We start from the raw sequence: 20,687 nt of genomic DNA on the forward strand, positions 1-20,687 counted from the left end.
GGGGTCTGACAATTTCGGTGAGAAGTGGTAATCACCAAATGTCTCGATCACTGCCTCAAGACGACTTTTCCAAGCTTGTCGGAAGATTCGAGATATGTAAGGGCATCGCGAATTTCCTCCAGCCCGAATTCCCGCGCCACGACAGGGCGCAATCCGGCCCCCGCGGCGGCGACCAGGCCCTCGAACTCGGCCAGGGTGCCCGTGGTCGAGCCCAGGATCTCGAGCTGGCGCACGAACACCCGGGGCAGGTTGAGCGAGACGTTCACCCCGGTCGTGGCCCCGCAGGTGACCACCCGGCCGCCGACGGTCGCCGAGCGCAGGGACTCGTCGAAGGTCGCCGCGCCCACGTGGTCGATCACCACGTCGGCGCCGGCGCCGTCGGTGTGATCGATGACCTTCCTGGAGAACCTCTCGGAGGAGAAGACCCCGGCGGCCCCGAGCACACGGAGCTGCTCGCTCTTGCCGAGGTCGCGCGTCGTGGCCAGGACCCGCGCGCCCAGATGCGCGCCGATCAGCACCGACGCCGTCCCGACGGCGCCGCTGGCCCCCACGACCAGGAGCGTCTCACCCACCGTCAGCCGCCCGCGCGAGGTCAGCATCCGCCACGCGGTGAGGAAGGCCAGCGGCAGCGCGCCGGCCTCGGCCCAGGACAGCACGGCGGGCTTGCGCACGAGGTTGCGCGCGGGAAGCTGCACCACCTCGCAGGCGGTGCCGTCGGAATGCTCGCCGAGGACGGCGAAGCCGCTGCAGTAGATGTGACGGCCCGCCCTGCAGTTCCCGCACATCCAGCAGGCCGCCACCGGGTAGAGCACCACCTCGTCACCCGGCGACCAGTCCGCCGCGCCGCTGGCCACGACCTCTCCGGCGCCGTCGGCGGCGATGACGCGCGGCGTGCGCACACGCTGGGTCCCGGTCACCGTCCAGAGGTCGAGGTGGTTCAGGCCGGAGGCGTGCAGCCGTACGTTCACCTTGCCCGGCGGAGGGTCGGGCACCGAACGTCTGTGCAGGCGGATGCCCTCAGGGCCCCGCGGTTCCTCCAGTACGGCACAGCGTCCGTGGCTGGTCACCATGGCGGTCGACATCAAACTCCTCCTCCATTGGCTCGGCCCGGCCTGCTCCCGAGCACGAGTTCGCCCACGCTGGCCTCGGCCAGCGGATCCAGGCCGGTGGCGGCGGCGAAGGCCGTCGCGTCGCCGTCGCCCAAGGCGCAGACCGCCAGCCCCATCGCGGTCGCCACGGTGTAGATGAGCTGCTGGACCACGCCGACGTGCTTGAGAATCAGGGCATATGACATGCCCCGGTAGGTACGCATGAGCCTGCCGAAGCGGGCTGTGATGACCAGCAGCACCTGCGGCCGGCGCTCGGTCCCCGCGACGAGAGCGGCGTGCGCGAGCAGGTCGCCGACGCGGTCGCTCACGGGCCTGAGCCGGTGCTCCTGCGGGTCGTAGTGGTACAGGCCGGGATCGAGACCCGCGACGTTGCGCACCACGGGATAGATCTCCAGCTCGTAGGCCGAGCCGCCCGAGGGGTAGGGCCGGCTCAGGAACTCGGATCCCTCGCGCTCGACGAGCCAGCGGTTGCGCGCGCAGCGGTACAGGAGGTGCCCGAGCTGAAGGACGGTGAGCGGGCTGGCCTCGTCGTGGTCGCGGACGGTCCGCCGTTTCTCCAGGACGGCCGTGACCGTCTGGTCGGATCGCCGCAGTTCGGCCAGGTCCGGTTTGGCCAGGGCGATGCCCTCGCCCCGGAAGCGCTCGTGGCGCGCGGGAAGCTCGGCGAAGCGGTCCTTTCCCCAGGAGGAACGGCCGAAGCCGGCGCTCCTGTGCGCGCCCGGGATGCGCGTCTGCTGGTGGAAGGCCAGCTCGTGTGGTGTCCACTGGGCCGTCGTGAGCTGCGCCGACTCCGCCTCGTCGGAGGTCATCCCCGCCCAGTCGAGGTAGCGGCCCAGCTCCTCCTCCCCGGCGAGCAGGGCGGCCAGGTCCTCCGGCCCCGCCACACGCACCGAGCACCAGGCCCTGGCCGACTCCAGCGCGTACTCGGGGCCGGTCCGGCGGAGCACGACCAGCTCCGACAGCGGGCGGCCGGATCCGCCGCCCGGAGGCCGGGGAGGCGGGCAGGACTGGGGGTGCAGCGTCAGGACGGGCCCGCCGTCCCTGCTCACGACGAGCGACAGCCAGCCCTGGCGCCACAGGTGCGTGACCGGGCCGTCGTCGTCGAACGGCATGCCCGCGGTGGCCAGCGCTTCGAGCGTCGAGGGGTCCGTGGCCGGCCCGACGTGGTGGCGGAGCGCTCCCGACCGGGAGGCCAGGCGGTATCCGCCTTCTCCCGTGCGCTCAAGGACCACGTCGGGACGGAGCACGACCGCTTCACTGAGGTTCATGCCAGCGCGGTGACTTCCAGCTCGATCAGGAGCCCGGGGAAGGCCAGGCCGGACACCTGGAGCATGGTTCCGGGCGGGGCGATGCCCGCCGCCTCGAGACGCCCGCCCATCACGCCCACATGCTGGAGGAACTGCTCCACGTCCGTGGTGTACATGTTCAGCCGGACCACGTCGGACAGCCGCATCCCCGCCTCGTGCAGGATGGTCTCCACGTTGTCCAGGCAGAGCGCGATCTGGGCGGCCATGTCGCCGGCGTGGACGACCTCGCCGTTCTCGTCCAGCGACGTCTGACCCGCGCACACGAGCATGCGGCTGTGTCCCTCGACCAGCTCGGCCTGGTGAAAGCCGAACTTGATGTTCCATTCCCAGGGGTTAACGGCTGTGCGCTTCATGTGAGGATCTCCCTGCAAAGGTGTCGATGGCGTCCGCCAGGAGGGCGGGCGCCCCTTCCATGGCCCGGTGCGCCTGGCCGGGCAGTACCTCGCTCGACGCGTACGGCAGGAGGCTCTCGACGAGCCCCGCGGCGTCGCGCAGTCCTTGCGCGCTCCGCTCGCCCGTGAGCAGCAGCGTGGGCACCGTCAGCGCGGCCAGCCGCTCGCGGTCGAGCGCGTATTGGTGGGTGGCGTCGATCTCGCGGGCGATGGTGTCGGCGACGGCGGCCCGCCCGGCGAAGCCGGGGACGCGCCTGAGCAGCTTGACGAGCCCGGGGTCCAGCCCGGTCACCTCGACCAGGAAGAGGCAGAGCGCCTCCTCCAGGCGGGCTTGGACGCACAGCTCGCCGATCCTGGCCGACACGTCGGAGTAGTCGCCGGTCCCGGCGACGGGGATGGGCGGCTCGTAGAGAACCAGGCGCTTCAGCGAGGACGGCTCGCGTGCGGCCGCCTCCAGCGCGCAGATCGCGCCGAACGAGTGCCCGACGAGCGTCGCGGGACCGATGCGATCGAGCACGGCCACGATGTCGTCGGCCTCCGCGGCGATGGTGTGCCCGGCCGTGTCGCCGCTGCCGCCGCGGCCCCGCCGGTCCATGGCGTGGACGTGGTAGCGGCCCGCCAGCAGCGGCACCACCTGGCGCCAGCAACCCTGGTCGTCACCCGTTCCGTGCACCAGCAGGATCGCGGGTCCCGAACCGGTGCGCGTGACGTCGATCGAGATCCGCTGGGAGACGACTCTCATGGCACCTTCTCCGTCTCCGCCTCCAGCGCCTCGCTCAGCAGCCCGAGCAGGCGCTCGTGCTGAGAGGCGATGAAGAAGTGCCCGCCGTTCAGGACCTGCATCTGGAACGGCCCCGCGGTCTGCTCGCCCCAGCCCAGGACATCCTCGATGGGCGCCTCGTCGTCGTGGCTGCCGGCGAAGGCGGTGACGGGGCAGGCCAGCGGCTCGTCGGCCGCGTACTGGTAGGTCTCGTGCATGGCGAAGTCGGCGCGCAGGGCCGGGAGCAGCAGCGGGCGGAGACGTTCGTCGTCGACCAGGCTCTGGTCCGTGCCGCCCAGGGCGCCGACGTGCGCGAGAAGGGCGTCGTCGGGCAGCAGGTGCGCACGGGCGGTGACCGGCGTCTGCGGAGCCGCGGAGCCGGAGACCAGCAGTCCCGCCGGTTCCGGGTGGGCGTTCCTGCGCAGCCATCGCGCCGTCTCGAACGCCACGATCGCGCCCAGGCTGTGGCCGAACAGGTAGGTACGCGGGTGCGGGTCGGCCGCCAGCTTCGGACCGAGCCCGCCCACCAGCTCGGCCACCCACTCCAGCGGACGCTCGTCGAGTCGTGGCCCCCGGCCGGGCGGCAGCACGCACACCAACTCGACATGGGCGGGCAGGAGGTCGCCCCAGGAGGCGTAGGCGCTGAGGCCGCCGCCGGCGAAGGGGAAGCACACCAGCCTGACCAGCGGCTGTTCCGGCCCGCTCAGCCGTACCAGCACGTTGCCGGGCTGCGTGGCCGCGGAGACCAGGCCGGACAGCGCGCGCAGCGTGGGCCGCTCGTAGAACGCCGTGAGGTCGATCTTGACGCCGCGCCGCTCCTCGATCTCCAGCACCATGCGCGCCGCCAGGAGGGAGTGGCCGCCCAGCTCGAAGAAGTCGTCGTCGATCCCGACGCCTTCGCGTTCCAGCAGCTCACACCAGATGCCGGCGAGCTCGCCCTCTCCTTCCGCGTCCGGCGCGGGCGAAGAGGAGGAGGTACGGCGCGGCGCCGGCAAGGCAGCGCGATCCACCTTGCCGGTGACGGTGCGGGGCAGCCGGTCGAGCAGCACGAACTCGGCGGGCAGGTGGGCACGCGGCAGCCGTACGGCAAGAGCCTTGTGCAGAGCCGCTACGGCGGCGCCGTCGACCCCCGCGAGGTAGGCGACCACGCGCGAGTCGTCGCCGATCGCCACCACGGCCGCCTCGCCGGCGCCGGCCTGTGCGGCGACCACGGCCTCCACCTCGTCGAGGTTGACGGCCTGGCCGCGGACCTTGACCTGCCGGTCGACCCGCCCCACCAGGACCAGCTCGCCGTCGGCGTCGATCCTGCCCAGGTCGCCCGTGCGGTACATGCGGGCTCCGGGCACGCCGGCGAACGGGTCGGGCAGAAAACTGCTCGCGGTCAGCGCCGGTTCGGCGAGATATCCTCGCGCCAGCCGCCGCCCGCCGACGTGGACGACGCCGGCTTCCCCGTCGGGCAGCCGTTCGCCCGACGCGTCCAGTACGTAGACGGAGGCGCCGCCCAGCGGGCGCCCCACCGACTCGCCGCGGCCCAGCCGCCCGGTGATGTGCGTGGTCTCGGTGGAGCCGTAGGTGATCGCGATCGTGAAGGGCGGGTCGGTGGCGGTGCCGAGCCGGAACCGCTCGCCCGTGGTGAGCAGCAGCCTCAGCGGGCAGTCCGCGGGCCAGTCGAGCTCGCACAGGGGCACGGCCAGGGTCGCGACCAGGTGGATCACCGTGATCCGTTCCTGGAGGATCCAGTCCCGCAGCCGCTGCGGCGACAGCAGCGTCCCGGCGTCCGGGATGAGCACCGTGGCGCCCGTCCCCAGCGCCGGCCACAACTCGTTGACCAGCGACACCCCGAACCCGGGTGAGGAGCACCAGGCCACCCGGTCGTCACGGGTGAAGCCGAACTCCTCCCGGGCCAGCGCCACGCACTCGCCGACGGTCTCGTGCCTGCTCACCACCGCCTTGGGGGTGGTGACCGAACCGGAGGTGTAGACGACGTGCGCGGCGCTGTCCGGGGTGAGGTGGACGTCCGCGAGGTCGTCGGCGGGCAGGCCGGCGATGATGTGCCGGTCGGCGTCCAGCCTGACGGCGCGCACGCCGAGCTCCTCCACGGCGGGCAGGAGCTGGGCGGCGAGGTCGCAGCCCACCGTCGAGGTGATCAGCACGCGGACGCCGCAGGCGCGGATCTGGGCCAGGGTGCGCTCCAGCGGCGCCGCGGGGTCGAGCAGGACGGGCGCGGCCCCCGCCTTCACGATGGCGAGCGCGGACACCACCGCGTCGGGGGAGCGGGACAGGCAGGTGCCCACGGGTTCGTCCGCGGCCACGCCCAGGCTTCTCAGCAGGCGGGCCACCTGGTTGGCGCGCGCGTTGAGCTGACCGTAGGTCAGCACCGCCGAGCCGGACACCACGGCGGGCTCGCCGGGGCTCCGCCGTACCTGCTCCTGGATCAGGGAGTGCACAGAGCTGGTCACGCCGACTCTCCTCTCATGTCCACCACGACGGGACCCGCGGCCAGCGCCGCGCGAATGGTCGGATTCTGGAAGAAGCCCTCGACGGAGATGTCGAAGCCCGCTTCGGCGGCCTCGTTGATGAAGGCGATCGCCCGCAGTGAGTCGCCGCCCGAGGCGAAGAAGTCCTCCTCCGGGCCGAAGGCGTCGACTCCGATGATCTCCGCCGCGATGCCGAGCAGGATCGCCTCGGCGGGCGAGGCGGCCTGCGTGCCGCCGGAGTTCTTGCGCTCCGGCGCGCCCAGCGCGGCCAGGGCGGGCCTGTCCACCTTTCCGTTGGCGGTCAGGGGCAGCTCGGCGAGGATGTTGTAGTGCGTGGGCACGACGTCGCGCACGAGCTTGCCGGACAGGAACTCCCTGAGCTCGGCGGGCTCCGGCGCGGCGCCGGGCTCCGGCACCACGTGCGCGATCAGCCGCTTGGCCGTGCGCTCGCCCACGGCCACCACGCAGCAGGCCGCGACCCGCGGGCAGGCGGCCAGGGCCGCCTCGATCTCGCCCAGCTCGATGCGGTGGCCGAGGATCTTCACCTGGAAGTCCTCGCGCCCGAGCAGTTCCAGGTCGCCCGAGGGCCGGTAGCGGCCCAGGTCACCGGTGCGGTAGAGGCGCTCGCCCGTTCCGGGGTGGGTGATGAAGCGCTCGGCGGTCAGCTCCGGCTTGCCCCAGTAGCCGCGGGCCAGCCCGTCGCCGGCGATGAACAGCGAGCCGGTGACCCAGTCGGGGCACGGCCGCAGTTCGTCGTCCAGGACGTGCCAGCGCTGGTTACGCAGCGGCCTGCCGTACGGCACGCTGGGCCAGTCCTCCTGGGTGGGCCCGACCTCGTGCGCGATGGACCAGATGGCGGCCTCCGTGGCGCCGCCCAGGCTGATCAGCCGGGTGCCGGGGGAGACCTCGGTCAGGTGCTCGTAGGTGGTCAGGGGGATCCAGTCGCCGCTGAGCATGACCGTGCCCAGGCTCGGCGCCACGCGCTCGCCGCGTCCGCGCAGGTAGTCGGCGAGGATCTGCCACAGGGCGGGCACCGAGTTCCAGACGGTGACGCGTTCGCCCTCGACCAGGTCGGCCCAGGCGCGCGGGTCGGGGCCGGCCGAGACCGGCGGGATGACCAGGGCGCCGCCCTCGGCCAGCACGCCGAAGACGTCCCAGACCGACAGGTCGAAGCTGAGCGAGGACAGCGCGAGGACGCGGTCGCCGGCGCTCAGGCCGATCCTGTCGTTGATGTCGGCGATGGTGTTCCACGCCGCCCGGTGCTCGACGGTCACGCCCTTCGGTTCGCCGGTCGAGCCCGAGGTGTAGATGACGTAGGCCATCGAGTCCGGGCGGGCCGGACAGGGGGGCGCATCCCTGGACGGCAGCGCGTGCGGGGAGCCGGGCACCGCGATCACCCTGGCCGTCGTCTCGACGGCCAGGTCGTGCTGGGTGAGCATGATGTCCGCACGGCCGTCACCGAGCAGGTACGCGATGCGCTCGGCCGGGAGGTCGGGATCGACGGGCAGGTAGGCGGCGCCGGCGCGCAGCACGCCGAGCACGGCGGCGACCTGCTCCCAGCCCTTGCGCATGACGACCGCGACCGGCTTGTCCGGCCCGGCTCCCGCCTCGGCGAGGTGGGCGGCCAGCGTCGCCGACACCTCGGCGAGCTGCCCATAGGTGATCACCACCTGCTTGTCGATGACCGCGGGCGCGTCGGGCGTCCGCCCGGCCTGGCGCAGGAACGGCGCGTGGAGCAGTTCCGGTGTGACCGGCGACGCGGTGGAGTTCACGCCGGCCCGGCGCGCCGAAGCGGCTTGCGGCAGCCCGACGGGGTTCGGCTCGTCCCACGTGCCGGGGGAGTTGGCGAGGTCACGCAGCAGCCGGCCGTAGGCGTCGGCCATCTCGCCGACCAGCCCCTCGGGGAACAGCTCGGCCACCGCGTCCCAGCAGTATTCGAGCCCGCCGTCGACCTCCATCACCTGGTGGTCGAGCGCCACCTGGGGCGTCTGGGTGACGCCGAAGACGTAGCGGCCGAGGTTCCCCCAGTCCATGCGGGGCACGCCGACCAGGCTGGAGAACACGACCGGCATCGCCGCACGCGGCGCGCCGCCCTGCCGCCTGCCGAGCTCCCGCAGCACCTGCACGCTGCCGACATGCCGGTGCTCCAGATCCTGCCAAAGCTGTTCCTGCACGTCGTAGGCGCGGTGGGCGAAGGTCGCGCCGCGGTGGTCGACCGCGTGCAGCAGGCCGGAGGTGAAGTCGCCGAGCAGGTCGTTCAGCTGCGGGTGCAGCGGCGGCCTGTTGAACAGGGTCATGTTGACGGTGAAGCGCGGGCCCGCGCTCCAGGTCGCCAGGATCTCCGTGAACGCCGCGAGCAGCAGCGCCGACGGGGTGATCCCGGCCCCGGCGGCGGCGTTGCGCAGCCGTACCCACAGGTCGGGTTCGATGCGCGCCGTGTGCCGGACGAACCTGGGGTGCTCGACCGAGCCGAGGCTGCGCAGGTACGGCAGCTCCGGCGCGGGCGGAAGCTCGGCCAGCCTGCCGCGCCAGTAGTCCTGGGCGGCCAGATACAGCGGGGAGCTCTCGTGCGCGGCGCGCTCGGCCAGCACGTAGTCGCGAAAGGACAGCTCGATCGGCGGCAGCGGCGCGTCGGGGTCCTGGTAGAGGCGCGACAGCTCCTGGGTGAAGATGCGCGCGCTCCTGGCGTCGAAGATCAGCAGGTCGAAGCTGATGTGCACGCGGGAGACGACCTCGTCGACGCGCGTCACGCGCACCCCGAACAGCGGCCACCGGTCGGCCGCCAGCACCTCGTGCGAGAGCCGCTCACGGATCTCGCCCAGCCTGGCCGCGCGTTCCGTGGCGTCGAGCCGCCGCAGATCGGCCCGCTCGATCCGGTACGGCGGAGCCTCCGGCAGCACCCGCTGCCGGCCGTCGCCCGTGACCACCGCGCGCAGCATGTCATGCCTGCGCACGAGCCGGTCGAGGGCGGCGCCCAGCCGATCGACGTCGAGGTCGGCCACGTCCCACTCCTGGTAGCCGTGGCAGCCGACGTCGCCCAGTTCCATGCCGGTCATGCGGCCGATCCAATAGGCGTGCTGGATGTCGGTGAGCGGGAAGGGCTCGAACCGCGCCGCGGAGTCGGTATGGATCACCGGCAGCGCGGCCTTGTCGACGGTCCGGCCGCCGTCGCCGTCGCGTTCCCTGTCGATCGCCCGGCACAGCTCCCTGACGGTCGGCGCCTCGAACAGCACGGACAGCGCGAGTTCGACGCCGAAGCCGATGCCGATCGCGGCGATCAGCTCCATCCCGGTCAGCGAGTCGCCGCCGAGCTCGAAGTAGTTGTCGTTGGCGCCGACGCGCTCACAGCGCAGCACCGAGGCCCAGATGTCGGCCAGGTCCCGCTCCGCCTCGGTCGCGGGCTCGTCGTAGGCGGCCGATCGGCTGGCCCGGTCGGGCGCGGGCAGGCGGCGCTGGTCGAGCTTGCCGTTGGGGAGCGTGGGCAGCGAGTCGACGATCTCACAGGCCCCGGGCACCATGTACGCGGGCAGCTGCTCGCGCAGAAGGTCCAGGAGGTCGGTCTTGTACACGCGGCGGTTGACCTCGGGCACCACGTAGGCGACCAGGCGTCTCTCGCCGGGCTCGTCCTCGCGGACGACCACCGCGGCGTGCCGTACCGCCGGATGTTCGAGCAGGCGCGCGGCCACCTCGCCGGGCTCGACCCGGTAGCCGTTGAGGCTGATCTGGTCGTCCACCCGGCCGAGGATCTCGATCGACCCGTCGGACGCCATGCGCCCGATGTCGCCGGTGGCGACCATGCGGGCTCCGTCGCGCCCGGCGAAGGGGTCGGGCAGCCACTTGCGCGCGGTCAGGTCGGGCCTGTTGACGTACCCGCTCTGGAGCAGGTCGCCGCCCACGTGGATCTCGCCCGGCACGCCCATGGGGACGAACTGCAGGTTGGCGTCGAGCACGTAAACGCGCGCGCCCGGCACCGGCAGCCCGATCGGCGAGGAGATCGAGCGCCGCTGCTCCCCGGTGACGTGCCGGGTGGTGATGCGGATGCCGGCCGACTCGTTCAGGCAGGTCGTGGCATTCGTCGTCTCGGTCGAGCCGTAGATGGTGGCCACCTCGAACGGCGCGTCGGCCGACAGCCAGCCGGTCCGCTCACCGGACACCAGCAGCGCGCGCAGCGCCACCTCCTCCGGCCAGTCGACGGCGCACAGCCGCTCGGCCAGCGCCTTGGTCACCAGCGAGACCGTGATCCCGCATTCCACCAGCCAGTCCCGCAGCCGGAACGGCGTGCTGACGGTCCGCTCGCCGGCGATGTGCACGGCCGCGCCCGCGCTCAGGAAGGGCCACAATTCGTTGACGAAGGAGATCCCGAAGCCCGGCGCCGAGATCCACGTGCCCCGGTCGTCCGGGCCCAGCCGGTAGCACTCCCGCGTCCCCTGCGCGCCGCCGGCCACCGCGGAGTGGTTGAACGCCACCCCGCGCGGCTCGCCCGTCGAGCCGGAGGTGTAGGCGATCTGGCAGAGCGACAGCGGATGCGCCCATTCGACGGGATCGGCGGAGGACGAGCGGCTCAGCAGTTCTCTGTCGCGGTCCAGGCACAGGATGTGACCGGCGTACGTGCCGGGCAGCTTGCCGAGCTGCTCCTCGGCGGTGAGCACGGCCGGCGGCCCGGAGTCGTCGAGCATCGCCGCCAGCCGCCGCGCGGGTTGCGCGGGATCCAGCAGTACGGCGCAGCCGCCCGCTTTGGTCACGCCGAGCACCGCCACGACCATCTCGGCCGATCGCGGCAGGCACACCGCCACCGGGGTCTGGCTTCTGACGCCGAGGTCACGCAGGTGGTGGGCGATCCGGTTGGCCTGGTCGTTGAGGTCGGCGAAGGTCAGCCGCGCGGTCTCGGAGATCAGCGCGGGCGCGTCCGGCCTGCGCGCCGCCTGCCCGGCGATGAGCTGATGCACCAGCGCCGGGCTGCCGGCGGGGCCGCCGTCCTGGTGGCGGGCGATGAGCGCCTTCTCCGCGTCGGTGAGGATCCTCCGGCGGGAGATCGGTTCGCCGGGGCCGTCGGCGAGGCTCTCCAGCAGCGCGGCGAAGTGGCCGGCGAAGCGCTTCACGGTCTCGGTGGTGAACAGGTCCGCGTCGTAGTCGAAGGACAGCGCCGCGCCGTGCTCGTGCAGCCTGGCCGACAGCGACAGGTCGAAGAGGGCCAGGCCCGCGTCGACCTCGACCGCGTCGCGCCGTTGCCGCCACGAGGTGTAGGAGAGCTGGCACACGGGGCGGCGGCTGGGGTCGTGCTCGCGTTCCAGCCGGTCGATCACGGCCTCGAACGGCACCGCGCCGTGGGCACGTGCCTCTCGGACGGCGTCGCGGACCCGGTGCAGCACGGTGGTGAAGCCGGGGTCGCCGGACAGGTCGATGAGCACGGGCAGCGGGTTCAGCGCCCCCTCGACGGTCACCGTCTCGTCCTGGACGGCGACGACGACCTGCTCGGCTCCGGTGTAGCGATGCGCGAGCACCGCGAAGGCCGCCAGGAGGGAGACCTCGCCGCCGGCCCGGTCGAGCAGGCCGGCGCCGACCTCGGCGCCGACCCTGCCGCCCCGGTAGCTCAGCATCGGCGGTCGCAGCCGGTCGGTGGGCAGCTCCACGCCGGCCGGCGCGCCGGCGAGCCTGCGCGTCGCCGCGTCCACGGCGTCGGCCGCGTCTCTGGCGAGCACCAGTTCCACGGGTGGCGCGATCGTGCCGCCCGCGTAGAAGGTGAGCAGTTCGTCGAGCAGGCCGCGGACACGAGCGCCGTCGGCGATCAACTGGTGGGTGACCAGCAGGATCACATGTCTGTCATCGGGCAGCGAAAGCACCCGCACGCGCCACAGCGGACCGCCGGCGGCGTCGAAGGGGATCCTGGTCGCCTGCGCGGCCCACTGCCGGACGGCCGGCTCCTCACCCTGCTCCACGACCAAAGAAGGAGACGTGTGGTCGCTCGGCACCGTGCGGACGGTGCCCTCGGCGGCCACGAAGCAGGATCTGAGCTCGGCGTGCCGCAGCCAGAGCTGAGTGATCGCCGTGCGCAGCCGGTCGACCATCAAGGGGCCGTCGAGGACCAGCGCGTCGCCCGCGGTGAAGGAGGCGACGCCATCGTGAAGGTGCTGCAGATACCACAAACGGGATTGCCGGGCCGTTGCCCGGATACCAACCTCAGGGAGCGTAGCCAGACTCATAGTCCTCACACCTCGTCACACATCAGCCGCCCGGCTCGCGCGAAATCGTCGCGTGCCATCTCCACGAACCGAACCCGCACCTCTTCCGGCCTGGCGCCCAGCGTCGCCTCGGCCGACTTGGTGACCTCTTCTGCGAACCTGCGGCGCTGCTCCAGGTTCTTGCCTTGGAGCATGAGCACCGTGATGAACGGCATCGGGGCATTCCCTTCCAGTCGTCAGCGGAGCTGACCGGCCACGTCATGGATGAACCGGGTGATCATGCCGACCTTGTCCGGCACGCCGTACAAGGTGAACGACACGGCGTCGACGCCCACCTCGGCCAGAGCGGCCAGGCGCTCCGCGCAGCGCGCGGGCGGACCGTAGATCGCGAAGCAGTCGATCAGGTCGGCGGACAGGTCGCGGGCGTGTTCGGCGCCCTTGGCCTCGTGCTGGTCCCACCGGTAGCGCTCGGCCAGCTTGGCCATCTCGTCCACGACGCCACCGGGCAGCGCGGCGGCGAGTTCGCGGTTGACCGGCTCCGTGCGGCTGACGGCCGAGCGCCAAAGAAAGAAGGCCGAGGTGGCGGCGTAGGAGCGGACGAACTCCCTGGCGTAGTCCTCGTCGTCGTGGACGAACAGGGCGCCGCGGCTCCACAGTTCGAGGTCGGACAGGCGCCTGCCGGCCCGCGCTGCGCCCTCGGCCACTCTGGCGCGCTTCCACCGCGTGATCCACGGATCCAGACCGGGCAGGAACACGCCGTCGGCGACGCGGCCGGCCAGCCGGCAGCTCCGCGCGCCGTGCGTGCCCAGCACGACCGGCATGCTCCCGCGCGACCAGCCCGACTTCATCGGCGCCCCGTGCCAGGACGTCTCCTTCCCGGCGACGAAGGCGCGGAAGAAGGAGACCAGGTCGTCCAGCTCGCCCAGGGGCCGCGGGGTGTGGCCCACCATGGCCACCGCGCTGCCACCCGCGCCGATCCCGAGAAAGGCGCGGCCGCCGGAGAGCTCGTCGATCGTCGCCATCGTGTTGGCCAGCACGGCGGGGTGGCGGATATAGGGATTGGTCACCGCGTGCCCGAGCTTTATCCGCGTGGTTCCTGCCGCCGCCAGGGCCATCATGACCGTCGAGTCGCGGCAGAGATTCTGCGACTCGATGAAGGTGCAGTGCTCGTACCCGAGTTCGTCCGCCGATACCGCCACAAGGGCCGCCTGTTGAGCAGTCAATGTGCGCCCGATGCCAATCCCGAATTTCATACGAGTCTCCACGGAGAAAATAGTTAGTTTCGCAACGACGATACTCGCGGCGATGGGTCAGTCAACGAGGGCGACGTCCCGCCGGCGGTAGCCGCTATTTCAGGCGTGCGCATTCTGCGGATGGTGAACCGCAAAATTGGCGGCGCGATCAGCGAGGTCACGATCGCGAACACCACGATGACCGTGTACATCCTGCCGTCCACGATTCCGAGACGCAGCCCCACGGTCGCGATAATCACCTCGACCACGCCGCGCGCGTTGATTCCGGCGCCCACGGCCAGGCGTTCCCACCGGCCCATTCCCGACACGGCGCCGCCGATCCAGGCCCCGGCGAACTTCCCGCCGACGCCGACGCAGAGCACCGCCGCCGACACGGCCAGCACGGCCGGCTCCGCCAGCGCCGTCAGGTCCAGGCGCAGGCCCACCGTGGCGAAGAACAGCGGCGCCAGCACCGACAGCACCCACGTGCGCACCACGGACAGGGACTGCTCGGCGTGCGGGGCCGCGGCCCTGATGGCCAGCCCCGCCACCAGCGCGCCGAAGACGGGCTCCAGGCCCACGGCGTGCGCGGCCGCCGCTCCCACCAGCGTCATGATCACGATCAGGGCGACCCCGGAGCGGCCGGCGACGCCGAACGCCGTGCGTGCCACGGGCCTGCCGATGAGCAACAGGCACGCCATCACGGGCAGCGACGCGAGCAGCAGGACCTTGTTCCCGCCCGGCGGGCCGGTCACCGCCAGCGCCGAGACGACCATGAGCAGCAGCCAGCCGGCGATGTCCTGCAGCGCGCCGCAGGTGATGATCAGCTGGCCCACCCGGTGGCCGAACAGGCCCAGGTCCATCAGCGTCTTGGCGATGACGGGCAGCGCGCTCACGCCCATGACCACCCCGAGGAACAACGCGAAGACCAGCGGGTCGGAGCCGTCGGGGAGCACGCCCGCGGGCATCAGCCGGCCCAGCGCCACCCCCAGGCACAGGGGTATCAGCAGCCCGGCGGCGCTGATGGCGGCGACCGCGCGGCGTCGTCTGCGTGCCGCGGCCAGGTCCAGTTCCGCGCCGGTCAAGGCCACCAGCAGCAGGACGCCGAGCTGCGCCACGACGTCCAGCAGATGGAACTGGGCGGGATCGCGCGGGAAGAGCCAGTCGAAGAAGCCCGGTGTCACCTTGCCGAGAACGGTCGGCCCCAGCAGCACGCCCGCGGCCAGCTCGCCCACGATGGCGGGAATTCCCACGCGCCGCACCAATGCGCCGAGCACCCTGGCGGCGACCAAAAGGGCGCAGACTTGCAGCAGAAAGATCAATAGCTGATGATGGGGGATGAGGGCGACGGGGGATTCTAGCATTGTCGTCCTGCCTTTCTAGGCATGGGTGCGCATATCTCCTGTGTGTTTCATCATGGGAGGCATGAACACAGGTATTTGGCGAAGTCGCTGGATCGCCGATTGGCGGCCTGATGACGCGACTTATTGGCATGGTAGGGGCAGGAAAGTCGCCTGGCGCAACCTCGGCCTGTCCATTCTGGTGGAGCATTTCGGGTTCGCGCTCTGGACGGTGTGGAGCGTGGTCATTCTCGAGCTCGGCGACTACGCCTTTTCCGTGAACCAGTTGTTCTGGCTGGTGGCGATACCCAACCTGGTGGGCTCGGTCCTGCGGATTCCCTACACGTTCTTGCCCGCGCGTCTCGGCGGCGCCAATTTCACCGTGCTGAGCGCGTTGTTCCTGCTGGTCCCCGCGTTGCTTCTCGTGGTGGCGGTGAGCGACCCGGCGACGCCGTACTGGATGTTCGTGTTGATCGCGGCGACGGCCGGGCTCGGCGGCGGGAACTTCGCCTCCAGCATGGCCAACATCACCAACTTCTTCCCCGCGGGCAAGCAGGGCCTGGCCCTCGGTCTCAACGCCGCGGGCGGCAACATCGGGGTCAGCTCCGTCCAGGTGATCATTCCGCTGGTCGTCGGCGCCTACGGGGTGGCCGCAGCGGGATGGGTCTGGGTGCCGCTGCTCGTGATCGCGGCGGTGGCCGCGCGCTGGGGGATGGACAATCTGTCCTCGGCCAGGGCGAGCGCGCGTGAGCAGCTACGTGTGGCGCGCCACCGGCAGACGTGGCTCATGTCGTTTCTCTACATCGGCACGTTCGGGTCGTTCATCGGCTACTCGACCGCCTATCCGCTGCTGATGCACAAGGAGTTCCCGCAGGCGCCCGTCGCGGCCATGGCGTTCGTCGGCCCGCTGCTCGGGTCGCTGGCCAGGCCGCTGGGCGGATGGCTGGCCGACCGGTACGGCGGCGCGAAGGTGACCTTCTGGAACTTCGCCCTCATGGGCGCCGGAGTCCTGGCGGTGTGGGCGGCGATCGACTCCGCCGCCTTCCCGGCGTTCTTCGGCGCCTTCATGCTGCTCTTCCTGACCTCCGGGGTCGGCAACGGCTCCACCTACCGCATGATCCCGGCCATCTTCACCGCCACCGAGCAGGACCTGAACCGCGGCAGGCGGGCCGCCTCCGCCGCTCTCGGCCTGGTCTCCGCCGTCGGCGCGCTGGGCGGCTTCCTCATCAACCGGGCGTTCGGCGAGTCCTACGCGGCCCTCGGCGGCGCCGGCGCGGCCCTGGCCGCGTTCGGGATCTTCTACTTCGCGTGCTGCGGCGTGACGTGGTGGTGCTACCTGCGCACGGTCCTGCTGCGGTGGCGGCCGAGTCTCGCGGAGGCGCGGGTATGACCAGGACGCACTGCCCCTACTGCGCGCTGCAGTGCGGCATGGACGTCTCGCCCGGCGGCCTGATCTCCGCCGAGAGCCTGTGCCAGAAGGGCTGGACGGCGGGCGAGGTGCTGCGCGCGCCGGACCGGCTCACCACGCCACTGGTGGACGGGCGGCCCGCCACGTGGGAGGAGGCGCTCGGCCAGGTCGTCAGCCGGATCCGCCGGGTGCAGGCGGCCTGCGGCCCGGACGGCGTGGCGGTGTTCGGGGGCGGCGGGCTGACCAACGAGAAGGCGTACCTGCTCGGCAAGTTCGCCCGCGTCGCGCTGCGCACGAGCCGGATCGACTACAACGGCCGCTTCTGCATGTCCTCGGCCGCCGCCGCCCTCCGGCGCGCCTTCGGCCTCGACCGCGGCCTGCCGTTTCCCGTCGCCGACATCGCCGCCGCGCGGACCGTGCTGCTGGTGGGCGCCAACCCGGCCGAGACCATGCCGCCGTTCGTCCGGCATCTGCGCGGCGCGAAACGGCTGATCGTGGTGGATCCGCGGCGGACGGCTACCGCCAAGCTGGCCGGCACGCACCTGCAGATCACTCCGGGCACCGACCTGGCGCTGGCCTTGGGGCTGCTGCACCTGGCCATCGCCGACGGCCTCGTCGACACCGCCTATGTGGAGAGCCGTACCTCCGGGTTCGAGCAGGCGGCCGCGGCGTCCAACGACTACTGGCCCGAGCGGGTGGAGCGCATCACCGGCGTGGCGGTGCACCAGCTGCGCGAGGTGGTCCGCGCGCTGGCGCGCCGGCCCGCGATCGTGCTGAGCGCGCGCGGCGCCGAGCAGCACGCCAAGGGCACCGACACGGTGACCGCGTTCGTCAACCTGGCTCTCGCCCTGGGCCTGCCCGGCCGTCCGGGATGCGGATTCGGCACGCTCACCGGGCAGGGCAACGGCCAGGGGGGCAGGGAGCACGGGCAGAAGGCCGACCAGCTGCCCGGCTACCGCGACATCCGCGATCCCGCCGCCCGCGCCCACGTCGCCGGCGTCTGGGGCGTCCGCCCGCAGGACCTGCCGGGTCCCGGGCCCTCCGCCTACGAACTCCTGCGGTCGCTCGGCACTCCGGGAGGCCCGCGCGCGATGCTGGTCTTCGGGTCCAACCCGGCCGTTTCCGCTCCCGACGCGACGGTGGTGCGGGAGCGGCTGCGGGCCCTGGACTTCCTGATGGTGTGCGACGTCGTCCCCTCCGAGACCGCCGCGCTGGCCGACGTGGTGCTGCCCGTCACCCAGTGGGCGGAGGAGGACGGCACCATGACCACGCTGGAGGGCAAGGTGGTACGGCGCCGCCAGGCGGCCGGCCCGCCCCCCGGAGTCCGCTCCGACCTGGAGGTCATGTGCGAGCTCGCCCGGCGCCTGGACGCGCCGGGGGAGTTCACCCCCGACCCGCGGCGCGTCTTCGCCGAACTTCAGCGGGCCAGCGCCGGTGGCCCCGTCGACTACTCGGGCATCGACTACGACACCGGCGGCTTCTGGGGCGGCACGCGGATGTTCCAGGAGCGCTTCGCCACCGCCGACGGCAGGGCGCGGTTCGTGCCCGTCCGCTTCCGCCCCGCCGAGGAGGACGTCTGCGCCGACTTTCCGGTGTATCTCACGACGGGCAGGGTGGCGCAGCAGTACCAGAGCGGCGCGCAGACCCGCCGGGTCCGCGAGCTCAACCGCGCCGCCCCGGGGCCGTTCGTCGAGCTGCATCCCGATCTGGCGGCTCAGTTGCCGGTGGCGCAGGGCGAGGCCGTACGCGTCACCAGCCGCAGGGGCAGCGTCACCGCGCCCGCGAGGATCACCACCACGATCCGGCGCGACACGGTGTTCATGCCCTTCCATTGGCCGGGTGCAAATCTCCTGACAAATACGGCTTTGGATCCTATGTCGCGTATGCCGGAGCTCAAGGTGTGCGCCGTCCGTGTGGAGGCTGTCCGTGAGAATGGTAGTGATCGGCAACGGCATGGCCGGCGCCCGGCTGGCCGGTGACGCGCGGCTGCGTCACGCGGACATCACCGTGTTCGGCGCCGAGCCGCGCCCGCCGTACAACCGGGTGCTGCTGTCCGGCGTGCTGGCCGGGACCACCCGGGCGAGCCAGCTGACGATGCCGCTGCCCGAAGGCGTGCGCACCCGCCTCGGCGTGAAGGTCACCGCGATCGACCGCGCCGCGCGGCAGGTCGTCGCCGAGGACGGCAGCCGCAGCCCCTACGACGTCTGCGTGCTGGCCACCGGCAGCGAGCCGATCATGCCCCCGATGCCGGGCATCGAGCTCACCGTCCCGTTCCGCACCCTTGACGACTGCGAGCACATCCTCGCCCGCGCCCGCGGCGTCCGTGACGCCGTGGTGATCGGCGGCGGCCTGCTCGGCATCGAGGCCGCGCGCGGGCTGGCCATGCGCGGGATCCGCGTGACCGTCGTGCATCTCGCGAGCCATCTCATGGAGCGCCAGCTCGACGCCCAAGGAGGCGAGATCCTCGCCCAGACGCTGGCCGGCCTCGGCATCACCGTCCACGTCGGCGTCAGCGTGGCGGCGGTCGAGCCCGCCCGCGTGGTGCTCGCCGACGGCACGGCGATCGAGGCCGGCCTGGCGATCGCCTCGTGCGGGGTGCGTCCCGTCACCTCCCTCGCACGTGCGGCGGGACTCGCGGTCGAGCGCGGCGTCGTCGTGGACGACCTGCTCCGCACCAGCGATCCGGCCGTGTACGCGATCGGCGAGTGCGCCCAGCACCGGGGCGTCACCTACGGCCTGGTCGGCCCCTGCTGGGAGCAGGCGGAGGCCCTGGCCGCCCACCTCACCGGGGAACCGCTGCGCTACCGCGGCTCCCGGATCGTCACCCGGCTCAAGGCCCCCAACCTTGAGGTGGCCTCCCTGGGCGACGTGCACGTGAACGGCGAGACGGTCACCTTCAGCCACCCCGTGGCCGGGGTCTACAGGAAGCTGGTCATCCGCGACCGGCGCCTCGCCGGCGCCATCCTGCTGGGCCGCAGCGACGCCGTGGGCACGCTCACACAGCTGTACGACAGGCAGAGCGAGGTGCCCGCCGCACGAGAGTCCCTGCTCTTTCCCGAACTCGCGGCCGGTGGCGACGGGCCCGGCCTCGCCGCGCTGGCGGGCACGGCGACGATCTGCCAGTGCAACGCCGTGTCCAAGAGCAGGATCAGGACCGCCTGGCTGGCGGGCGCGGGCACCGCGGCCGCCGTCAGCAGGGAGACCAGGGCGGGCACCGGGTGCGGCACGTGCCTGCCGGCCATCGAGTCGCTGATCGGCTCGTTCGAGGATTCCCTGACCCCGGTCGCGGAGGCGGGCTGACCGGCGAAGGCCGATCGCCCGCGGCGACCGGCCTTCTCGTCCGTCAGGCCGCCCGGAGCGGATCGGCGAAGGGACACTGGGCGGCGGACTTCCAGGGGTCGGGCTGATAGTGGAAGTCGGGCGACAGGCCGGGCTCGACCGAGTAGCTCCTGTGGAAGGTCGGCGTGGTGCTGGCCGACAGCGGCGGGACGATCCAGGCCCAGTCGGCGGGCGTGGACCGTCCCGCGTCGAGCTCACGCTCCTCGTGGGTGACGAACTGGCGGGCGGCGACGTGATGGTCGACGATCCGCACGCCGGCGGCGCGGTAGGAGTGGAGCACGGCCTGGTTCAGCTCGATCAGCGCGCGGTCCTTCCAGAGGCCGGCCGAGGTGCGCGTGTCCAGCCCCATCCGCTCGGCCACGGCGGGCAGCATGTCGTAGCGGCCGGTGTCGCCGAAGTTGCGGGCGCCTATCTCGCAGCCGACGTACCAGCCGTTGAACGGGGCCGCGGTGTAGGTGATCCCGTCCAGCTCGAAAGCCAGGTTGGAGATCGCCGGTACGGCGTGCCAGCGCAGACCGAGGTCGGCGAACCAGGGCAGATCCGGATGGGTGATGTCCACCTCCAGCACCGCGTCGGGCGGCAGCTCGAACATCTCCGGTGCCCGGCCCGGCATCTCGATCACCAGCGGCAGCACGTCGAACCGCCCGCCCCGCCCTCGCCAGCCCATCCGCTGGGCGATCTGGGTCAGGTCGGCGTTGAGCGGGTCACCGACGACCGAGCCGTCCGGCTGCCGGTACCCGGCGTAGCGGATGAGCTGGGGGTTCCAGATGCGGATTCCGGTGGGCGGGAACACGGTCATCACGTTGCGGATGTTGCCGCCGTTGGTGCCGTACCTCAGGTGCTCGACACAGGCTTGGGCCACGTCCTCGGCCGTGCGCGCGTCACGCCGGTCCATCACCCGCAGCGACTGCCAGTGCAGCCGCCCGATGCACCGGGCGTGGTTGCGCCAGCCGACCCGGCAGCCCTCCGCCAGGTCCTCGACGGTATGCATGGTTGGCTCCTTGTTCTGTCGGCGAAGGGGACGGGGGGGGGGGGCGCCCCCCCCCCCGGGGGGCGGGCGGGGGGGGGGGTATGGATATAATCCAAGCCGCCAGTGATAGCACGCGCGGCGCCCCCACGGAGCCCGGTGGGCGCCGCCCAAAGG

At 72.1% G+C, this 20,687-nt stretch carries 13 protein-coding genes; 3 read left to right on the forward strand and 10 right to left on the reverse strand.

Annotated features, from left to right (window positions below; translation table 11 throughout):
* Positions 1–47: 47 nt before the first annotated feature.
* Genes ACIBHY_RS10020 through ACIBHY_RS10060 form a run of 9 tightly spaced genes read right to left on the reverse strand, consistent with a single transcriptional unit; the run spans position 48 to position 14,820 of the window.
* Positions 48–1,082, reverse strand: coding sequence for a zinc-binding dehydrogenase (locus ACIBHY_RS10020; RefSeq protein WP_397249446.1), 1,035 nt, complete (start codon positions 1,080–1,082; stop codon positions 48–50).
* Positions 1,082–2,377, reverse strand: a complete 1,296-nt coding sequence (locus ACIBHY_RS10025) for a SagB family peptide dehydrogenase (RefSeq protein ID WP_397306471.1) — start codon at positions 2,375–2,377, stop codon at positions 1,082–1,084. The genes ACIBHY_RS10020 and ACIBHY_RS10025 overlap by 1 nt, the downstream gene beginning before the upstream one ends.
* A complete protein-coding gene (locus ACIBHY_RS10030; RefSeq protein WP_397249442.1) occupies positions 2,374–2,769 on the reverse strand; it encodes a RidA family protein in 396 nt (131 codons plus the stop codon). Before ACIBHY_RS10030 ends, ACIBHY_RS10025 begins: the two co-directional genes overlap by 4 nt.
* A complete protein-coding gene (locus ACIBHY_RS10035) occupies positions 2,750–3,550 on the reverse strand; it encodes an alpha/beta fold hydrolase (RefSeq protein ID WP_397249440.1) in 801 nt (266 codons plus the stop codon). Before ACIBHY_RS10035 ends, ACIBHY_RS10030 begins: the two co-directional genes overlap by 20 nt.
* Entirely contained in the window at positions 3,547–6,027 is a 2,481-nt protein-coding gene (locus ACIBHY_RS10040) for an AMP-binding protein (RefSeq protein ID WP_397306472.1), read from the reverse strand. Before ACIBHY_RS10040 ends, ACIBHY_RS10035 begins: the two co-directional genes overlap by 4 nt.
* Positions 6,024–12,245 (reverse strand): amino acid adenylation domain-containing protein, encoded by a 6,222-nt coding sequence (locus ACIBHY_RS10045; RefSeq protein WP_397306473.1) that lies wholly within the window; start codon positions 12,243–12,245, stop codon positions 6,024–6,026. The genes ACIBHY_RS10040 and ACIBHY_RS10045 overlap by 4 nt, the downstream gene beginning before the upstream one ends.
* Positions 12,246–12,250: 5 nt before the next feature.
* Positions 12,251–12,439 (reverse strand): 4-oxalocrotonate tautomerase family protein, encoded by a 189-nt coding sequence (locus tag ACIBHY_RS10050; protein ID WP_397249434.1) that lies wholly within the window; start codon positions 12,437–12,439, stop codon positions 12,251–12,253.
* A 21-nt stretch (positions 12,440–12,460) separates the two neighbouring features.
* A complete protein-coding gene (locus ACIBHY_RS10055; RefSeq protein ID WP_397306474.1) occupies positions 12,461–13,477 on the reverse strand; it encodes an LLM class flavin-dependent oxidoreductase in 1,017 nt (338 codons plus the stop codon).
* Positions 13,478–13,500: 23 nt separating this feature from the next.
* The gene (locus ACIBHY_RS10060; RefSeq protein ID WP_397306475.1) at positions 13,501–14,820 is read right to left on the reverse strand and encodes a cation:proton antiporter; all 1,320 of its coding nucleotides are present in this window, start codon (positions 14,818–14,820) and stop codon (positions 13,501–13,503) included.
* Between the two features lie 61 nt (positions 14,821–14,881).
* Here ACIBHY_RS10060 and ACIBHY_RS10065 point away from each other — a divergent pair, with 61 nt between their 5' ends.
* The 3 genes from ACIBHY_RS10065 to ACIBHY_RS10075 are packed head-to-tail and all read left to right on the forward strand — an operon-like array spanning position 14,882 to position 19,504.
* Entirely contained in the window at positions 14,882–16,186 is a 1,305-nt protein-coding gene (locus tag ACIBHY_RS10065) for an MFS transporter (protein ID WP_397306476.1), read from the forward strand.
* The gene (locus tag ACIBHY_RS10070; protein WP_397306477.1) at positions 16,183–18,183 is read left to right on the forward strand and encodes a molybdopterin oxidoreductase family protein; all 2,001 of its coding nucleotides are present in this window, start codon (positions 16,183–16,185) and stop codon (positions 18,181–18,183) included. Before ACIBHY_RS10065 ends, ACIBHY_RS10070 begins: the two co-directional genes overlap by 4 nt.
* Positions 18,137–19,504, forward strand: coding sequence for an FAD-dependent oxidoreductase (locus tag ACIBHY_RS10075; RefSeq protein ID WP_397306578.1), 1,368 nt, complete (start codon positions 18,137–18,139; stop codon positions 19,502–19,504). Before ACIBHY_RS10070 ends, ACIBHY_RS10075 begins: the two co-directional genes overlap by 47 nt.
* A 43-nt stretch (positions 19,505–19,547) precedes the next feature.
* Here ACIBHY_RS10075 and ACIBHY_RS10080 read toward each other — a convergent pair whose 3' ends face one another.
* Positions 19,548–20,534, reverse strand: coding sequence for a nitric oxide synthase oxygenase (locus ACIBHY_RS10080; protein WP_397249424.1), 987 nt, complete (start codon positions 20,532–20,534; stop codon positions 19,548–19,550).
* Positions 20,535–20,687 lie beyond the last annotated feature (153 nt).

Origin of the sequence: Nonomuraea sp. NPDC050547 (genome assembly GCF_044457345.1) — a bacterium.
Classification (GTDB): Bacteria; Actinomycetota; Actinomycetes; order Streptosporangiales; family Streptosporangiaceae; genus Nonomuraea.

Coding starts and splice junctions, on each gene's coding strand:
- ACIBHY_RS10030 (WP_397249442.1), bottom strand. CDS start 2,769: ATGAAGCGCACAGCCGTTAACCCCTGGGAATGGAACATCAAGTTCGGC.
- ACIBHY_RS10075 (WP_397306578.1), top strand. CDS start 18,137: ATGGTAGTGATCGGCAACGGCATGGCCGGCGCCCGGCTGGCCGGTGAC.
- ACIBHY_RS10065 (WP_397306476.1), top strand. CDS start 14,882: ATGAACACAGGTATTTGGCGAAGTCGCTGGATCGCCGATTGGCGGCCT.
- ACIBHY_RS10055 (WP_397306474.1), bottom strand. CDS start 13,477: ATGAAATTCGGGATTGGCATCGGGCGCACATTGACTGCTCAACAGGCG.
- ACIBHY_RS10020 (WP_397249446.1), bottom strand. CDS start 1,082: ATGTCGACCGCCATGGTGACCAGCCACGGACGCTGTGCCGTACTGGAG.
- ACIBHY_RS10045 (WP_397306473.1), bottom strand. CDS start 12,245: ATGAGTCTGGCTACGCTCCCTGAGGTTGGTATCCGGGCAACGGCCCGG.
- ACIBHY_RS10050 (WP_397249434.1), bottom strand. CDS start 12,439: ATGCCGTTCATCACGGTGCTCATGCTCCAAGGCAAGAACCTGGAGCAG.
- ACIBHY_RS10025 (WP_397306471.1), bottom strand. CDS start 2,377: ATGAACCTCAGTGAAGCGGTCGTGCTCCGTCCCGACGTGGTCCTTGAG.
- ACIBHY_RS10060 (WP_397306475.1), bottom strand. CDS start 14,820: ATGCTAGAATCCCCCGTCGCCCTCATCCCCCATCATCAGCTATTGATC.
- ACIBHY_RS10080 (WP_397249424.1), bottom strand. CDS start 20,534: ATGCATACCGTCGAGGACCTGGCGGAGGGCTGCCGGGTCGGCTGGCGC.
- ACIBHY_RS10070 (WP_397306477.1), top strand. CDS start 16,183: ATGACCAGGACGCACTGCCCCTACTGCGCGCTGCAGTGCGGCATGGAC.
- ACIBHY_RS10035 (WP_397249440.1), bottom strand. CDS start 3,550: ATGAGAGTCGTCTCCCAGCGGATCTCGATCGACGTCACGCGCACCGGT.